General features: G+C 69.9%; 15 protein-coding genes. 5 read left to right on the top strand and 10 right to left on the bottom strand.

Annotation, left to right across the window (positions count from 1 at the left end):
• Positions 1 to 305 precede the first annotated feature (305 nt).
• A complete protein-coding gene (locus M6I34_RS13450) occupies positions 306 to 2,021 on the top strand; it encodes an alkaline phosphatase family protein (protein WP_272486188.1) in 1,716 nt (571 codons plus the stop codon).
• Between the two features lie 207 nt (positions 2,022 to 2,228).
• Complete coding sequence (locus tag M6I34_RS13445; protein ID WP_272486187.1) at positions 2,229 to 3,902, top strand: alkaline phosphatase family protein; 1,674 nt, start codon at positions 2,229 to 2,231, stop codon at positions 3,900 to 3,902.
• Positions 3,903 to 3,971: 69 nt separating this feature from the next.
• On the opposite strand, the gene M6I34_RS13440 is transcribed toward M6I34_RS13445, so the two are convergent.
• Positions 3,972 to 5,486, bottom strand: a complete 1,515-nt coding sequence (locus M6I34_RS13440; RefSeq protein ID WP_272486186.1) for a lipopolysaccharide biosynthesis protein — start codon at positions 5,484 to 5,486, stop codon at positions 3,972 to 3,974.
• Positions 5,487 to 5,935: 449 nt separating this feature from the next.
• On the opposite strand from M6I34_RS13440, the gene M6I34_RS13435 reads away from it, so the two are divergent.
• Positions 5,936 to 6,853: a M48 family metallopeptidase gene (locus M6I34_RS13435; RefSeq protein ID WP_272486185.1), complete on the top strand. Its 918-nt coding sequence runs from the start codon at positions 5,936 to 5,938 to the stop codon at positions 6,851 to 6,853.
• 40 nt (positions 6,854 to 6,893) lie between these two features.
• Here M6I34_RS13435 and M6I34_RS13430 read toward each other — a convergent pair whose 3' ends face one another.
• Both M6I34_RS13430 and M6I34_RS13425 read right to left on the bottom strand, forming a co-directional pair.
• A complete protein-coding gene (locus tag M6I34_RS13430; RefSeq protein ID WP_272486184.1) occupies positions 6,894 to 7,277 on the bottom strand; it encodes a DUF3597 domain-containing protein in 384 nt (127 codons plus the stop codon).
• Positions 7,278 to 7,356: 79 nt separating this feature from the next.
• Positions 7,357 to 8,139, bottom strand: coding sequence for an exodeoxyribonuclease III (locus M6I34_RS13425; protein WP_272486183.1), 783 nt, complete (start codon positions 8,137 to 8,139; stop codon positions 7,357 to 7,359).
• 20 nt (positions 8,140 to 8,159) lie between these two features.
• On the opposite strand from M6I34_RS13425, the gene pyrE reads away from it, so the two are divergent.
• Positions 8,160 to 8,834, top strand: coding sequence for an orotate phosphoribosyltransferase (gene pyrE, locus M6I34_RS13420; protein WP_272486182.1), 675 nt, complete (start codon positions 8,160 to 8,162; stop codon positions 8,832 to 8,834).
• A gap of 181 nt (positions 8,835 to 9,015) precedes the next feature.
• Here pyrE and M6I34_RS13415 read toward each other — a convergent pair whose 3' ends face one another.
• Genes M6I34_RS13415 through M6I34_RS13405 form a run of 3 tightly spaced genes read right to left on the bottom strand, consistent with a single transcriptional unit; the run spans position 9,016 to position 11,404 of the window.
• Entirely contained in the window at positions 9,016 to 10,038 is a 1,023-nt protein-coding gene (locus M6I34_RS13415; protein WP_272486181.1) for a Bug family tripartite tricarboxylate transporter substrate binding protein, read from the bottom strand.
• 10 nt (positions 10,039 to 10,048) lie between these two features.
• Positions 10,049 to 10,603, bottom strand: a complete 555-nt coding sequence (locus M6I34_RS13410; protein ID WP_272486180.1) for a VOC family protein — start codon at positions 10,601 to 10,603, stop codon at positions 10,049 to 10,051.
• A 45-nt stretch (positions 10,604 to 10,648) separates the two neighbouring features.
• Positions 10,649 to 11,404, bottom strand: a complete 756-nt coding sequence (locus M6I34_RS13405) for an SDR family NAD(P)-dependent oxidoreductase (protein WP_272486179.1) — start codon at positions 11,402 to 11,404, stop codon at positions 10,649 to 10,651.
• A gap of 91 nt (positions 11,405 to 11,495) precedes the next feature.
• Here M6I34_RS13405 and M6I34_RS13400 point away from each other — a divergent pair, with 91 nt between their 5' ends.
• Positions 11,496 to 12,326, top strand: coding sequence for an IclR family transcriptional regulator (locus tag M6I34_RS13400; RefSeq protein WP_272486178.1), 831 nt, complete (start codon positions 11,496 to 11,498; stop codon positions 12,324 to 12,326).
• Here the strand turns inward: M6I34_RS13400 and gatB are convergent.
• The 4 genes from gatB to gatC all read right to left on the bottom strand — a co-directional run bounded on the left by gatB (position 12,295) and on the right by gatC (position 16,121).
• On the bottom strand, positions 12,295 to 13,794 hold the full coding sequence (gatB, locus tag M6I34_RS13395) for an Asp-tRNA(Asn)/Glu-tRNA(Gln) amidotransferase subunit GatB (RefSeq protein WP_272486177.1): 1,500 nt from the start codon (positions 13,792 to 13,794) through the stop codon (positions 12,295 to 12,297). The genes M6I34_RS13400 and gatB overlap by 32 nt on opposite strands.
• A gap of 19 nt (positions 13,795 to 13,813) precedes the next feature.
• Complete coding sequence (locus tag M6I34_RS13390; protein ID WP_418953557.1) at positions 13,814 to 14,251, bottom strand: hypothetical protein; 438 nt, start codon at positions 14,249 to 14,251, stop codon at positions 13,814 to 13,816.
• 95 nt (positions 14,252 to 14,346) lie between these two features.
• Complete coding sequence (gatA, locus tag M6I34_RS13385; RefSeq protein WP_272486176.1) at positions 14,347 to 15,795, bottom strand: Asp-tRNA(Asn)/Glu-tRNA(Gln) amidotransferase subunit GatA; 1,449 nt, start codon at positions 15,793 to 15,795, stop codon at positions 14,347 to 14,349.
• Between the two features lie 38 nt (positions 15,796 to 15,833).
• Entirely contained in the window at positions 15,834 to 16,121 is a 288-nt protein-coding gene (gene gatC, locus M6I34_RS13380; protein WP_272486175.1) for an Asp-tRNA(Asn)/Glu-tRNA(Gln) amidotransferase subunit GatC, read from the bottom strand.
• Between the last annotated feature and the right edge of the window lie 77 nt (positions 16,122 to 16,198).

The raw sequence follows: 16,198 nt of genomic DNA, 5'->3' as shown, positions 1-16,198 counted from the left end.
GCCGACGAAAGGGGGACTTTACCGTCGGTCAGCGCAGAGCGACCGCACGCGCGCTGCCGGCGCGAGCGGACTGTCGCCGCTCCGCAACGGACGACACGGGAATCCGGGAACTCCTCCGGGCGGGGCGGAGCGGAGCCGACCCGATCGGGCGTGAACGGATGGCGCCCCGATGTGCGGCAACGGCCGTAGCCGAATCGCCGGGAGTTGAGAAAGCGCAGCAATCGTGCGCCTGGTCACAGGCGGTACGTGCATCCACCGTGCGAAACTCCCCCCCCCGTTTCTGCATCGAAGAGCGCAGCCTCGAAATGTCTCAGCCCGTGATCGCGATCGGCCTGGATGCCGCCGACCCCGTCCTCGTAGAGAGATGGATGGATGGGGGCCATCTGCCCAACCTCGCCAGGATCCGGAATGCCGGTGCCTACGGACGCCTGAAGAGCACCGTCGAGTTCCGTGGCGAGCAGATGGAATTGTTCGCCACGGAGCCTCTCTGGGTCGATTTCGTGACGGGCTGCAACCCGACGAGTTCGGGAGCCTGGGACTCGACGAGCTTCTCCCCCGCCACCGGCCGGGTCAGGCGAATCGACGAGGAACTGCCCGCCTTCGACGCCTTCGAGCCCTTCTACGCGCTGGGCGAGCAGCGGAAGGTCGCGGTGTTCGACCTGCCCATCACCCGCTTGTCCGATCGCGTCAACGGAATCCAGGTCCTGGGATGGGGCGGGCACTTCCCTCACACCGAAAGGCACTCCGTACCGCGGGCGCTGCTTTCCGAATTGACGGAGCGCCACGGCCGGAACGCGATCTTCCATAAGGACACGGGCATCTGGTGGGACAAGGAGTACCTGAAGTGGCTCGACGGCGCGCTGGCCTCGAGCGTGCGCGCGCGCACCGCGATCTGCCTGGACCTCATGGAGCGCGACGACTGGGACCTGTTCCTGGCGGTCTTCGCCGAGCCCCACACCGCCGGCCATGACGTCTACTGCTTCAGCCAGCCCGACCACCCCCTGTACTCGGCCCTCGCTTCGGAGCGCCCGGCCGAGGACTTGCTGCTTCGCACCTACCAGGACGTCGACCGGGCGATCGGCGAAATCGCCGCCAAGGCGCCCTCGGACGCCGTGCTGATGTGCTTCTCCCTGCACGGCATGGGACCCAACTACAGCGACCTGCTCAGCTCCGTCGTGATCTCGGAGCTGCTCTACCGCTTCAACTTCCCGGGCTCGGCCGCCCTCGGCGCCGCCGGCAGCGACTCCCCGCCGGGCCCCCTGATCACCCACCCGCGCCGCAAGTCCTGGATCGGCGAACTCTGGACCCGCTACAACGGCACCAGCCCGATCGCCCGGTTCGTGCGCTCCAGGCTGCCCGGCTCGCTCCTGAAGGGCTCGTACCACGACCTCGCCTCCCCCTTCACCGACCAGGCCAGGGACGAAGAGATGCTCTGGCATCCGGCGATGTGGTATCGCCCGATGTGGCCGAAGATGAAGGCCTTCGCGCTGCCCGGCTTCACCAAGGGACGCATCCGCATCAACCTGCGCGGGCGCGACCCGCACGGCATCGTCGAACCCGGCGACTACGATGCGCTGTGCACCGAGATCGAGGGCCACCTCCGCCGCCTGCGCGACGCCCGCTCGGGCGAGCCCCTGGTCAAGGCGGTCTACCGGACCCGCCGCGACAGCCTCGCCGACGACCCGAAACTGCCCGAGTTCGACCTCGACGTGCTCTGGCACGAGCGGATCACCGACGTCGTCGACAGCCCCGACTTCGGGCGCATCGGCCCCTTTCCTCACTTCCGGGCGGGCGGACACTGGAACCGCGGATTCGTGGCCGCAGCCGGTCCGGGCATCGCGGCCGGCACCAGCCTGCCCACCGCCGCGGCGGTCGACCTGCCGGCCACCATTCTTCAGTTCCTGGGATGCCCGGTCCCCGGCCACATGGATGGCGTACCCCTCTTCCCCAGGAAAGTGCCGTCTGGAGGGCTTTCGCCCGCGGAAACACCATCCACCGGGCCGGTCTGCCAATCGGCCTGAGATCGCTAGGCGCCCCCCGGAGTGACGTCCGTCACGGGCGGGACGGCAAGGGTATGCGATCATGATCGTGGACATATCCGCCCCGCCGAAATCATCTGCGCGCCTTGTAGCGGCGCGCTCGGGAAGCCAATGCGATCCGATCCCCGTTCGCGCCCCAGCGTCGAAGGACCTGCCCAGCACGACGACAGTCGGCCGCCCGCACGGCGCGTGATTGCGATCGGCCTGGATGCTGCCGATCCCGTCCTGATCGAGAAGTGGATGGCCGAGGGCCATCTGCCGAACATCGCCAGGCTCCGAACGGAAGGCGCATACGGACGGGTGCGGGGAAGCGCCGAGTTGCACGGGGAGCGAGTCGAGGCCTTCGAGACCGAGCCGCTCTGGGTCGAGTTCGCGACCGGGTGCCGCCAGAACAAGACCGGCGCGTGGTCCGCCTTCCGGTACACGCCCGGCGAGTACGGAATCTCGACGATCGACGAGGGGTTGCCGGCCTTCGACGCCTTCGAGCCCTTCTACGCGCTGGGCGAGAAGCGGAAGGTCGCGGTGTTCGACCTGCCCATCACCCGCCTGTCCGATCGCGTCGACGGCGTCCAGGTCCTGGGATGGGGCGGCCACCATCCGCTGACCGGCCGCCACTCGAATCCCGCGGGCCTGTTCGACGAGCTGAGCCGGCGCCACGGCGAGAACGCCGTGGTCTTCAAGGACAACGGCATCTGGTGGGACAAGGACTACCTGAAGTGGCTCGACGGCGCGCTGGCCTCGAGCGTGCGCGCGCGCACCGCGATCTGCCTGGACCTCATGGAGCGCGACGACTGGGACCTGTTCCTGGCGGTCTTCGCCGAGCCCCACACCGCCGGCCATGACGTCTACTGCTTCAGCCAGCCCGACCACCCCCTGTACTCGGCCCTCGCTTCGGAGCGCCCGGCCGAGGACTTGCTGCTTCGCACCTACCAGGACGTCGACCGGGCGATCGGCGAAATCGCCGCCAAGGCGCCCTCGGACGCCGTGCTGATGTGCTTCTCCCTGCACGGCATGGGACCCAACTACAGCGACCTGCTCAGCTCCGTCGTGATCTCGGAGCTGCTCTACCGCTTCAACTTCCCGGGCTCGGCCGCCCTCGGCGCCGCCGGCAGCGACTCCCCGCCGGGCCCCCTGATCACCCACCCGCGCCGCAAGTCCTGGATCGGCGAACTCTGGACCCGCTACAACGGCACCAGCCCGATCGCCCGGTTCGTGCGCTCCAGGCTGCCCGGCTCGCTCCTGAAGGGCTCGTACCACGACCTCGCCTCCCCCTTCACCGACCAGGCCAGGGACGAAGAGATGCTCTGGCATCCGGCGATGTGGTATCGCCCGATGTGGCCGAAGATGAAGGCCTTCGCGCTGCCCGGCTTCACCAAGGGACGCATCCGCATCAACCTGCGCGGGCGCGACCCGCACGGCATCGTCGAACCCGGCGACTACGATGCGCTGTGCACCGAGATCGAGGGCCACCTCCGCCGCCTGCGCGACGCCCGCTCGGGCGAGCCCCTGGTCAAGGCGGTCTACCGGACCCGCCGCGACAGCCTCGCCGACGACCCGAAACTGCCCGAGTTCGACCTCGACGTGCTCTGGCACGAGCGGATCACCGACGTCGTCGACAGCCCCGACTTCGGGCGCATCGGCCCCTTTCCTCACTTCCGGGCGGGCACCCACTGGAACCGCGGATTCGTCGCGGCAGCCGGTCCAGGCATCGCGGCCGGCACCAGCCTGCCCACCGCCGCGGCCGTTGATTTCGCTCCGACCATCCTGCAGTTGATGGGCTGCAGACTGCCGGCGCACCTGGACGGCCGCCCGCTTTTCCAGGCCGACCTGGAACCGGCGGAAGCGGAGTCCTCGGCGGCTTGAGGGCCGAGTACCCTGCCGCCGCAAGGGCCGCCCCCGATCCGGCGGTGGCGGGAGTCCGGTCGTGGCGGGCTATCGGCGCCTGAACATCGCCGCCATGAGCGCCCGATCCGCGGTGTCGAACGGCCGAGATGCGAATGCCACCACCGCGAAGCCGAGGACGGCGCAAGCGACGGACAGCATCCAGTTCGCCTGCAGAGCGGTGGAAACCTGGCCGGCCGCCATGCCACCCGCCGAGGCCAGCAACATCTTTCCCGCCCCCGCTGCATCGTAGCGGTAGTCGAAGCCCCCAGCCCGCAGCCACCGGACGAGCACGAAGCAACCGAAGCCCAATCCCAGGAGATTGCTGAGCGGCAGGGCGTAGACGCCAGCCACGGGCAGGATCGCGATGCCGGGCAGGATCGAGAGCGTGATCACTGCGTTGGAAACGACGAGAGGGCCGTTTCGCTCGACGGCGTGGCTGACGTGGTCCAGCATCAGGCGCAATGACGAGACGAGGAGCACTGCCAGCATCAGCAGCAGCAGGATGACGGCGCCCTCCCCGTACTTGGCCGACGTGACCGCGTCGACCAGCCCCCTGCCGCCGGCGTGCAGCACCACGATGCCTAGGCAGATCCCGATCGCGTTGACCTTGAAGACCAGATTCGCGGCTCTCACGAGGTCCTCGAACCGCCGATCGCTCACGTAGCGGGCGGTGAGGACGGGCCTGATCACGCCCGCCAGCATGGTTGCCGGCAGGTAGCGCCTAGCGAGGTCCGCCACGGAGCGGGCGAAGCCGAACAGCGCGACATCGGCGGTCGATAGCGATGCGCCGACGATCAGGCGCTGGACGGCGCCGCCGAAAGGCATGATCAGCAGGTGCTGCAGGTATCCCTTGAATCCGAAGTCGAGCATCCGCCGCAAGTTGGCCCGCACCCAGCCGGCTCCGTCTTCGCCTCCATCATCGGCCCGGAGCGAGAGGGTTCGCGCAAGTCCGCCGCACAGCAGCAGAACGCCGACAGCTTCGGTTGCAAGCTCGATCAGGATCACGAGATGCAGGTCGAGCTTCGCCTGCGCAGCGGCCCCCCAGAGAAGGACGAAGCGCGACAGCGTGACGCTTCCGGCCCCGAGCTGGGCAAGGCTCTGGTGCAGCATCGACTCGAGGACTCCGAACACGGCCTGCGCGAACACGCGCAAGACGACGACGACCAGATAGAGCCGGAAGGCGGGCTCCCAACCCGTCAGCCCGACCATGGGCGCGACGACCGGCACCAGCAGGTAGGCCACGCCGGCGAAGGCGAAGAGCAGTGCGCCGCGCAACGCCAGCGCGACGACGACCAGGTGTCGCACCGTTCTTCTCCTGTGCGCGGCGTACAGCTCCGGCACATAGCGCGCCAGGACGTGCGGCACGCCGACCCCGCTGAGGGCATCGACGAGCTCCACGAGCGCGAAGAGCACCGTGTAGGCCGCGAACTGCTCGACCGGCAGGGCCTGCACGAGGACCAGGAAAGTCCCGATCCCGGCGACCGAGACGAGCGCCTTGCCTCCCAGGAGGTGGATCACGCCCCGCGCGATGCGCGAGCCGCTGTAGGGATCCGTCCTCGTCATCGGGCACGCGCCCGGCGCTCGGCGGTCGCCCCGCCGGGTCCCGCCACCGCCAGGCCCCCCTGGAAACGCGCGGCCGGTCGCCCGCGCGCACGAGGCATTGTCGACAGCGCTGCAAACCGAGGTGGCGCCAGCGCTGAAAGGCGCGAGCTGGAGGCTCCTGCGGACATCGGCTGGAAGAAGGTGGCCCCGTTCGGAAGCGGGCAGGCGGCGCGGCCACGCGCGGACCCGACCCGTGGACACGGCAGAAGGAAGCACTCTACCGCCGGACCATCGCGATGCGCCGCGCGGCAATGTCCGGCTGCAGAGGACTGTCGTCCACGTGCAACAACGCTCCGCGACCCGGCCACGCTCCCAGGGGGCGACCGGGCAACGCCCCCGAGGCCAGGGCCATGTCCGCGTCGTCAGGCCGGCGCTTGACTCAGGACCGCAGAGACCCGATCTTGTGTGCGATGGACAGGCGGTTCTTCCAGGCGCTCTCGCTCTCCCTGGCGCTCGCCGCGGCGACACCGCCTGCGCTCGCCCAGCAGCGCCCGGAGCCGGCCGCCGGCCAGGCGGCGCCCGCCCAGGCCGACGGCATCGCCGTCGCGCCGCGCAGCCGGATCGCCGAACTGGTGCCCGCCGAACAGGTCGAGGCCCAGGCCGCGAGCCAGTACCGCGAGCTGCTGAAGCAGGCCCGGTCGGCTAAGGCGCTGGCGCCGGAGAACCATCCGCAGTTGCAGCGGCTGCACCGCATCGCCGGCCGGCTGATCCCGCACGCGGTCCGCTTCAACGAGCGCGCGGTGCACTGGAACTGGGAAGTCAACCTGATCGCGTCGAAGCAGGTCAACGCGCTGTGCATGCCGGGCGGAAAGATCGTCTTCTACACCGGCATCCTCGACACGCTGAAACTCACCGACGACGAGGTCGCGATCGTCATGGGCCACGAGATCGCGCACGCGCTGCGCGAGCACGGCCGCGAACGGGCCGGCAAGGGCGCGCTTGCCCAGGGCCTGACCGTCGGCGCGTCGATCCTGTCGCAGCTCTTCGGCTTCGGCGACATCGGCGGGCAGCTCGCCTCGGGCGCCGCGCGCCTCACGATGCTGAAGTTCGGACGCGACGACGAGGTCGAGGCCGACCTGGTCGGCATGGACATCGCCGCGCGCGCCGGCTTCGACCCGCGCGCCGGCATCGTGCTGTGGCAGAAGATGGCGGCAGCCTCGAAGGGGCAGCCGCCGCAGTGGCTGTCCACGCATCCGTCGCACGAGACACGGATCGAGGAGATCCGCCGGAACCTGCAGGCCACGCTGCCGGTCTACGCGCGCACGCGGGGCGTGGCCGTCGCGGCCTTGCCACCCTACCGATCGAACACCGGACAGGCCGTGCGCTGAGGGCCTGCGTCGGCGGGCCTGCCGGCCCGCCGCGGCCGCGTCAGTCGAGCAGTTCCTTCGGCACGTTGCCGCCGTTGTCGGCGATCTTCTGCAGCACGGTCTTGTGCAGCCACATGTTCATCTGCGCCGAGTCGCCCATCTTGTCGGCCGGGCAGCCGAGCTCGGCCGCCAGCTCCTTGCGGGCGGCGAAGCTGCTGTCGAGATCGAGCAGCTTCAGCAGGTCGACGATCGACGTTCGCCAGTTGAGCTTCTGCGGGTTGGCCGCGGCCTTCTGCTCGAGCTGCGCGACCACGTCGACCATCGCCATCGGTTTGGGGGCGGCGGCCGGCGCGGCACCCGCAGTGGCGCCCGGCGCGGGCTGAGCCTGGGCGGCCTTGGCCTCACCGAAGCCGAGCTTCTCGAGAATCTTGCTGAAGAACCCCATGCTTTTCTCCTGTCGTTGAAGGGATCGGGTCGTGACGTCGTGGAAGGGAGAGCGGCGGACCTGCGCGGATCCCGAACGCTCAGGACCGCAAGTCGTAATCGATCGTCAGTGGCGCATGGTCGCTGAAGCGCTGGTCCTTGTAGACCGCGGCGCGCTTCGCAGTGGCCGCCAGCCCCGGCGTGGCGATCTGGTAGTCGAGCCGCCAGCCCACGTTCTTCGCCCAGGCCTGGCCACGGTTGCTCCACCAAGTGTAGCTCTCGTCGGTGGCCTCCGGATGCAACCGGCGATAGACGTCGATCCAGCCGACCTCGTCGAACACGCGGGTGAGCCAGGCCCGCTCTTCGGGCAGGAAGCCCGAGTTCTTCTGGTTGCTGCGCCAGTTCTTCAGGTCCTTCTCCATGTGCGCAATGTTCCAGTCGCCGCACAGGACGATCTCGCGGCCGCTGGCGGCCAGCTCGACCAAGTGGGGCAGGAAGCAGTCCATGAAGCGGAACTTCGCCTGCTGGCGCTCTTCCGAGCTCGAACCCGAGGGCAGGTAGATCGACACCGCGGTGAAGGCGCCGAAGTCGGCCTCGACATAGCGGCCCTCGGCGTCGAACTCGTCGTTGCCGAAGCCGATCCGCACCGCCCGCGGCGCCTTTTTCGAGTAGATGCCCACACCGCTGTAGCCCTTCTTCTCGGCGAAGTGGAAATGGCCTTGCATGCCGCCGACCTCGCGCAGCGAGTCGTCCAGGTCGGCCTCCTGGGCCTTCAGTTCCTGCACGCACATCACGTCGGCCTGCTGGGCCGCCGCCCACTCGAGCCAGCCCTTGCGGGCGGCCGAGCGGATGCCGTTCAGGTTCAGCGAGATCACACGGAGCATCGGGCCGCTACACTATCGAGATGGATACCAGGCAAGAGTTTATTCGCTTCGCCCTCGCGGCCGGCGTGCTGCGCTTCGGCGAGTTCAAGACCAAGGCCGGGCGGCTGTCGCCCTACTTCTTCAACGCGGGCCTCTTCAACGACGGCGCGCTGCTCGGCAGGCTCGGCGAGTTCTATGCGCGCACGCTGCTCGAGGCCGAGGCCGCGGGCAGGCTGTCCTGCGACATGCTGTTCGGCCCCGCCTACAAGGGCATCACGCTGGCGTCGGCCACCGCGGTGGCGCTGGCCGGCATGGGCCGCAACCTGCCCTTCGCCTTCAATCGAAAGGAAGCGAAGGACCACGGCGAGGGCGGGTCGCTGATCGGCGCGCCGATGAAGGGCAAGGTGGTGATCATCGACGACGTGATCTCGGCCGGCACCTCGGTGCGCGAATCGGTGGAGCTGATCCGCGCGGCCGGCGCCGAGCCCTCGGGCGTGCTGATCGCGCTCGACCGACAGGAGCGCGGCGGCGACGCGGTCAAGCCTTCCGAGCACTCGGCCACTCAGGACGTGGCCAGGCTGTACGGCATCCCGGTGATCGCGATCGCATCGCTGGCCGACCTGCTCGCCTTCCTGGAGTCGGGGGGCGCGGAGGCGCAAGCGCTGGCCGAGTACCGGCCGCAGGTACAGGCGTACCGGGAGCGCTACGGGGTCTGAGCGACCCGGGCGCCGGCTCGACTGCCCGGCCTGGCGGCACAACTGGTCGCTCTCGATGCGCACCCGATCGCCGACACTCCCGTTCGGCTGCTCGACGTAATCGAAGGTCCGCACCGAGCCGTCGACCCGCTGCACGGTCACGCGGCAGAGCCGGCTGACCGTCGGTTGCGAGAAGGCAGATTCAGCGACGCTCGATTCCCGCGTCCGCCACCACCTTCTGCCAGCGTGCGACCTCGCTGGCGACCATCTTCTTCATCTCTTCGGGCGCGTTGCCGCGCGCCTCGCTGCCGGCAGCCTCGATACGTGCCTTGGTTTCCGGATGCTCGAGCGCCTTCCGGATCTCCGCATTGAGCCTCGCTAGCACTGGCGCGGGCAGGCCCTTCGGCGCAGCAATCCCGAGCCAGGAGCGCACCTCGAATCCGGGCAGCGCGGACGCCACCGTCGGAACCCCCTGAAGCGCCGGCCACGGCTGGGCGCTCGTGACCGCGAGCGGGCGGATCTTTCCGGCCTTGATGTGCGGCCCGGCGACGGTGATCGTGTCCACCAGCACCTCCACGTCTCCTGCCAGCACTGCAGCGATGGTCGCGCCGCCGCCCCGATAGGGAATGTGCAGCATCTGCACACCGGCGGTCGAGGCGAGCAGTTCGCCGGTCAGGTGCTGGGTCGAGCCGACACCGACCGAGGTGAAGGTGACCTTGCCCGGCTCGCGCTTCGCACGCTCGAGCAGCTCGGCGAGCGTCTGCACGGGATTCTCGGCGCGCACCCCGATCACGAACGGAAACGTGGTCACGGTGGACACCCAGTCGAAATCCTCGACGGTGTCATAGGGAAGGGCCTTGTACAGCGCCCCGGACACCGCGTGGCCGCCGGTCTGCATGATCAGCGTGTAGCCGTCGGGCTTCGCCTTGGCGACGAGGTTCGACGCGATCGTCCCGCCGGCGCCCGTCTTGGCCTCCACGACGACAGGCTGGCCCATCGAGGCCTGCAGGCGCTCGCCGATCAGCCGGGACAGTACATCGGCGTTGCCGCCGGCTCCGAATCCATGCACCAGCGAGATCGGGCGCGACGGGTAGTCGTCGGCCGCGGCGGACCCGAAGGCCAGGGCAAGGCAGGTTGCGGCGATCGCCGCGATCGTGCGTCGGAACATCTGTCTTCTCCTCTTGTGCGTTTCGTTATTGCAGGACGCCAGGCGCGCGTCGGCCACGCATCCACGCTCAGCGGGCATCGCGCGCGTATCCGCTGCGGGCGCCGAACAGCGTCTCGCGCTGCGACCAGTCGTGCGTCTTCTCCCAGAGCTCGAGCACCTTCGGGGCCTCGTCGACGAAGGCCTGCATCCGCGCGGAGTCGTGGCAGGTTCGGGCGGTCAACTCGAGGCGATGCCCCGACGGGTCGAAGAAATAGATCGACAGGATGAAGTCGTCGTGGTTGGTGGGGCCGACGACCTCGATGCCCTTGCTCTCGAGATCCTGCTTGGCGCGCAGCAGGGTCTCGACGTTCTCGACCTCGAAAGCGAAGTGCTGGATCCACCCGGGCGACTCGCGGTCCTTGATGTCCCCGGGATCGTTCGGGCACTCGAAGAAGGCGATCGAGCTGCCATCTTCCATCTCCAGGAAGATGTGGATGTGCGGGCTGTACTGGCCGGTGGACGGCACGTGGTCCTCCCCCATCGCGTGCGAGAACTTGAGGCCCAGCACCTTCGTGTAGAAGTCGACGGTCGCGCGCGCGTCCGTGCAGCGGAATGCCGCGTGATGCAGCTTCTTGCAGAGCATCGGATTTCCTCCTTGAATCGTTCGCGCCAGGCGTGCCCGCCGCGGTCAGAGATGGCGGCCGCCGTCGACGACAATACGCGTTCCGGTGGCCGCGCGAAGATGGGTCACGCAGGCCATGACCGCCGCCGCCACGTCCTCGGCCTCGACGACGCGCTTGAGCGGCGTGTTCACCGCCTGCTTCTCGAGCGCAGAGCGGTCGCGTCCGGCAACGAAATCGGTGGCGACCGCGCCCGGCGACACGCACAGGAAGCGAACTTCCGGCCCGAACACCCGGGCAAGCGACATCGTCATCGTGTCCAGCGCTGCCTTGGCCGCGCAGTAGGCGATGTTGCTGCCCGATCCGGTGAAGGCGGAGATCGAAGACACGTTGACCACTACCGCGTCGCCCGAGGCCTTCAGCAGCGGCAGCAGGGCGCGTATCACCGAGTAGGGGCCGCGGGCGTTGGCCAGCAGGATCTCGCCGAAGAGCGCGTCGTCGAGGGTCTCGAGATCCGCGTGCGGGATCGGCCGGGTGAAGCCCGCGGAGTTGACCAGGATGTCGACGCGCGTGTCGTCACGGCCCAGTTCGGCCGCCAGGACCGCGATCGCCTGCGGGTCCTCGAGCGGAATTCGGGCGCAGCGATGGCCGCTGCCCGGTAGCGCCGCGCGCAGCGCCTCGGCGCGTTCGGCCCCAAGGTTGTATCCGATCACCACGCGCGCGCCAGCCTCGGCGAGCTGCCGCACGGACGCCGCGCCGATTCCGCTGCTGCCGCCGGTAACGACCGCGACCTTGCCCGCCAAGGAACCACAGTTTCCGCTCATCGAACAATTTTCCACGAGAGTCTTGAGAGGATGTTAAGTTTCATTGGCTCGCGACCCCAGCTGTTTGTCCGATAAACGAACACAAGTTCCGATGTCCACCGAATCCGGATCGCTGCGACGCGGCGTTGCGCTGCTCAGGTTGCTCGCGGCGGCCGGTCGCCGTGGCCTGGCCCTGACCGAGCTGGCCTCGCGTGCGGGCCTGCCGCACCCGTCGGTTCATCGCCTGCTGGCGCAGCTCGTCGACGAGCGGCTCGCGGTGCGCGATGCCGAGAGCCGCCGCTATGCGCTCGGCCCGCTCGCCTTCGAACTGGGGCTGGCGGGCGCCGCGCAGTTCGACGTCCGCGACCTGTTCGACGGCGCGATGGCCAGGCTGGCCGACGAAACCGAGGACACGGTGTACCTGGTCGTTCGTAGCGGCGACGAAGCCGTCTGCATGCATCGCAGGGAAGGCGCGTTTCCGATTCGCGCGCTCACGCTCGACGTCGGCAGCCGCCGGCCCCTCGGGCTGGGCGCGGGCGGCCTGGCAGTCATGGCCGCACTGCCCGACGCGGAGATCGCCGAGGTCATCGCGCGCGTCGAGCGACAACTCGCGTCCGCCGGACTGTCGCGAGAGGCGCTGCAGCGCGCGATCTCCGCGACGCGCGAGACCGGGCTCGCCATCATCCGCAACCGGGTCACGCTCGGCATCACGGCCGTCGGGGTATGCGTGAACGATTCGATGGGCAGGCCGTTCGCAGCGATTAGCGTCGCCGCACTGAACGAGCGAATGCCGCAAGAGCGCATCGCGCTGATCGGCGAAGCGCTGCGGGCGGCGGCAGGCGAAGTGCGTGCGGCGCTCGGCGGCGAAGTGCCTCCGGTCCGGCGAGTGCGGGGCCGGCCGGCGCGGCTGCTCAGCCCAGCCGGGCCTTCAGCAGCTCGTTGACCTGCTGCGGATTCGCCTTGCCCTTCGTGGCCTTCATCACCTGGCCGACCAGAGCGTTGAAGGCCTTCTCCTTGCCGGCGCGGAACTCCTCGACCGACTTCGGGTTGGCGGCCAGCACCTCGTCGACGATCTTCTCGATCGCGCCGGCGTCGCTGATCTGCTTCAGGCCACGCGACTCGATGATCCGGTCGGCGAGGTCGTCGCCCTCGGCGGGCTCGGCCCACATTGCCGCGAACACGTCGCGGGCGATCTTGCCGGAGATCGTGCCGTCCTGGATCCGGCGCAGCAGGCCGGCGAGCTGCGCGGGCGCGACCGGGCAGGCGCCGATCTCGAGGTCGTCGCGGTTCAGCGCCGCGGCGACGTCGACCATCACCCAGTTGGCCGCGGCCTTGGCCAGCGCCGCCACGTCGGCCTTGTCGCCGGCCGCAGCGACCAGCGCCGCCACGACCGCGTCGAAGTAGGCGGCGGTGTCGCGGGTCGCGGTCAGCGTGGTCGCGTCGTAGCCGCCCAGCCCGTAGGCCTCGACGAAACGCCTGCGCATGCCGGCCGGCAGCTCGGGCAGCGAGGCGCGCACCCGCTCGATCCACTCGGGCTCGATCACCAGCGGCGGCAGGTCGGGGTCGGGGAAGTAGCGGTAGTCGTGCGCCTCTTCCTTGCTGCGCATCGACCGCGTCTCGTCGCGATCCGGGTCGTAGAGCCGGGTTTCCTGCACGACGCGCCCGCCGTCCTCGATCAGCTCGATCTGGCGGCGAACCTCGAAATCGATCGCCCGCTCCAGGAAGCGGAAGGAGTTCAGGTTCTTGATCTCGCAGCGCGTGCCGTACTCGGCCTGGCCGACCGGCCGCACCGACACGTTCGCGTCGCAGCGGAACGAGCCTTCCTGCATGTTGCCGTCGCAGATGCCGAGCCAGACGACCAGCCCGTGCAGCGCCTTGGCGTAGGCGACCGCCTCCTTCGCCGAGCGCATGTCGGGCTCGGTGACGATCTCGAGCAGCGGCGTGCCGGCGCGATTCAGGTCGATGCCGGACATGCCGTGGAAGTCCTCGTGCAGCGACTTGCCGGCGTCCTCCTCGAGATGGGCGCGAGTCAGGTTGACGAACTTCTCGTGGACTTGGCCCTCGCCGCCCTTGCCCTCGGTCTTCCAGGCGATCGCCAGGCCGCCCCCGGACACGACCGGGATCTCGTACTGGCTGATCTGGTAACCCTTGGGCAGGTCGGGATAGAAGTAGTTCTTGCGCGCGAAGACCGAGCGCGGCGCGATCGCGGCGCCGACGGCCAGCCCGAAGCGGATCGCGCAATCGACGGCCGCCCGGTTGGCCACCGGCAGCACGCCGGGCAGCGCCAGGTCGACCGGGCAGGCCTGCGTGTTCGGCTCGGCGCCGAACGCGGTGGAAGCCCCGGAGAAGATCTTCGAGCGGGTTGCGAGCTGGACGTGGGTCTCCAGCCCGATGACGATTTCCCACTGCATGGCGATGTGTCCGTGCGAATCAGAGATTGCGCGCGCAGCCGCCGGTGCGCGGATCGAACATCGCAGGCCAGGCCTGGTCGTCGATGCCGCGCGGCACGCAGCGGTTCGCGCAGTTCGAGTGGGCCAGCGTGATCCGGCGCGGCTCCTGCCAGACCATCAGCCGGCAGCCGCTGCCGTCGCGCGCGAGCAGCTCGATGTGGGGGCGGGTCTTCGTCTGAGAGAACTCGGCGAGCTCGAAGCGGCAGCTGCCCTTGCGGCCGATCGTGATCTCCCAGGACAGCGCCTGCACGCGGTTGTCGCGCACCAGCAGCCGGGCACGCTCGCGAAAGCCGTCTTCCTCGGTCTGGGCGCAATAGCCGTCCAGGTCGATCCCCCGGTCGGCGATCGGGGTGGGCGGCGCGGGCCGGAAGTCGGGCATCAGGCCGCAGGACGCGAGCAGCGCGCCGGCGAGCGCGATCGCCGCGCCGCGGGCGACGCGCGCCGCGAAGCAGGCCGCGCCCGGCGCGAGGCGGGTCGCGCGAGCCGCGGCCGGCGCCGACGGCAGGCGCTCGCTCACGCCGGCACCTTCAGGTGCCAGTCGGTGGCCTGCTGGAAGCGATGCGCCACGTTGAGCAGCCGCGCTTCGTCGAACCAGCTGCCGACCAGCTGCAGCCCCACGGGGCGGCCCTGCTCGCCGAAGCCGGCCGGCATCGACAGGCCCGGAAGGCCGGCGAGCGAGGCGGGCAGCGTATAGACGTCGGCCAGGTAGTTGCGCACCGGGTCGTCGGTGCGCTCGCCGAGGTTCCACGCCACGGTGGGCGACACCGGGCCGGCGATCAGGTCCACCGACCCGAAGGCGGCGCGGAAGTCGTCGGCGATCAGCCTGCGCAGCTTCTGGGCCTGCAGGTAGTAGGCGTCGTAGTAACCGTGCGAGAGCACGTAGGTGCCGATCAGGACCCGGCGCTTGACCTCGGCACCGAAGCCCTCGGCCCGGGTGCGCCGGTACATGTCGTTCAGGTCGGCGTACTGCGCGGCGCGGTGACCGTAGCGCACGCCGTCGAAGCGGCTCAGGTTGCTCGACGCCTCGGCCGGCGCGATCACGTAGTAGGCCGGGATCGCCAGCTCGGTCTTGGGCAGCGAGACTTCGACGATCGCGGCGCCGAGCCCGCGCAGCGTGTCCAGGCCGCGCTCGACCGCGGCCCGCACATCGTCGGCCAGGCCCTCGCCCATGAACTCGCGCGGCACGCCGATGCGCAGGCCGTCGAGCGGCCGGTCCAGGTTCCGGGAGAAGTCCTCGGCGGCCTCCTCGACGCTGGTCGAGTCGCGCGGATCGAAGCCGGCCATCGCGGTGAGCAGCGCGGCGCAGTCCTCTGCGCTGCGCGCCATCGCACCGCCCTGGTCGAGGCTCGACGCGAAAGCGATCATGCCGTAGCGCGACACGCGGCCGTAGGTCGGCTTGATGCCGGTGACGCCGCACATCGCGGCCGGCTGGCGCACCGAGCCGCCGGTGTCGGTGCCGGTGGCCAGCGGCGCCAGCCCCGCGGCCACCGCCGCCGCCGCGCCGCCGGAGGATCCCCCGGCGATCGCGTTGCGGTCCCAGGGGTTGCGGACCGGGCCGAACCACGAGTTCTCGTTCGCGCCGCCCATCGCGAACTCGTCGCAGTTGGTCTTGCCCAGGCAGACCGCGCCGGCGGCGGCCAGCCGCTCGACGACGGCGGCGTCGAAGGGGCTCACGTAGTCGGCGAGCATCCGCGAGCCGGCGGTCGATCGCCAGCCGCGGGTCACGAATATGTCCTTGTGCGCGACCGGGATGCCGAGCAGCGGGCCGCGCTCGCCGCGCGCGAGCCGGGCGTCGGCCTCGCGGGCCTGCGCGAGCGTGAGCTCGGGCCGCACGTCGATGAAGGCGTTAAGGTCGCTGGCCGCGATGCGATCGAGGAAGGCCCTGGCGAGCGCTTCGGCGGTCGTTTCGCCGGCATCGAGGGCCGCGCGAAGTTGCCGGAGGGAGGCGGTTTCTAGGTTCATGTCGTCGGCAGCCGGCGCCCGCGCGGGCACCGGTCGAATCATTCGATGACCCGGGGGACCAGGTAGAGGCCGCGCTCGACCGCCGGGGCCACCGCCTGGTAGTCGTCGCGGCGGTCCGGCTCGGTGACCGCATCGTCGCGAAGCCGCAGCGCGAGTTCCCGCGCATGGGTCATCGGCTCGACGCCGGTCGTGTCGACCGACTGGAGCTTCTCGATCAGGCCGAACACGGCGTTGAGCTGCTCGAGCGTGCGGGCGGCCTCGTCGGCATCGAGTTCGATGCGGGCGAGCGTCGCGATGCGCTGGACGTCGGACGATGTGAGCGACATGGCTGGTGCAGGAAGGTCCGGGAATGACCGGAGGATGGCCGGGGAGCCGGGGGCGGGCCGCAGGCGCCGGCGGTCGC

This window comes from Zeimonas sediminis (genome assembly GCF_023721795.1).
GTDB lineage: Bacteria > Pseudomonadota > Gammaproteobacteria > Burkholderiales > Burkholderiaceae_E > Zeimonas > Zeimonas sediminis.
The sequence above is the reverse complement of the archived record's forward strand: the minus strand, read 5'-3'. Positions and strand labels throughout refer to the sequence as shown.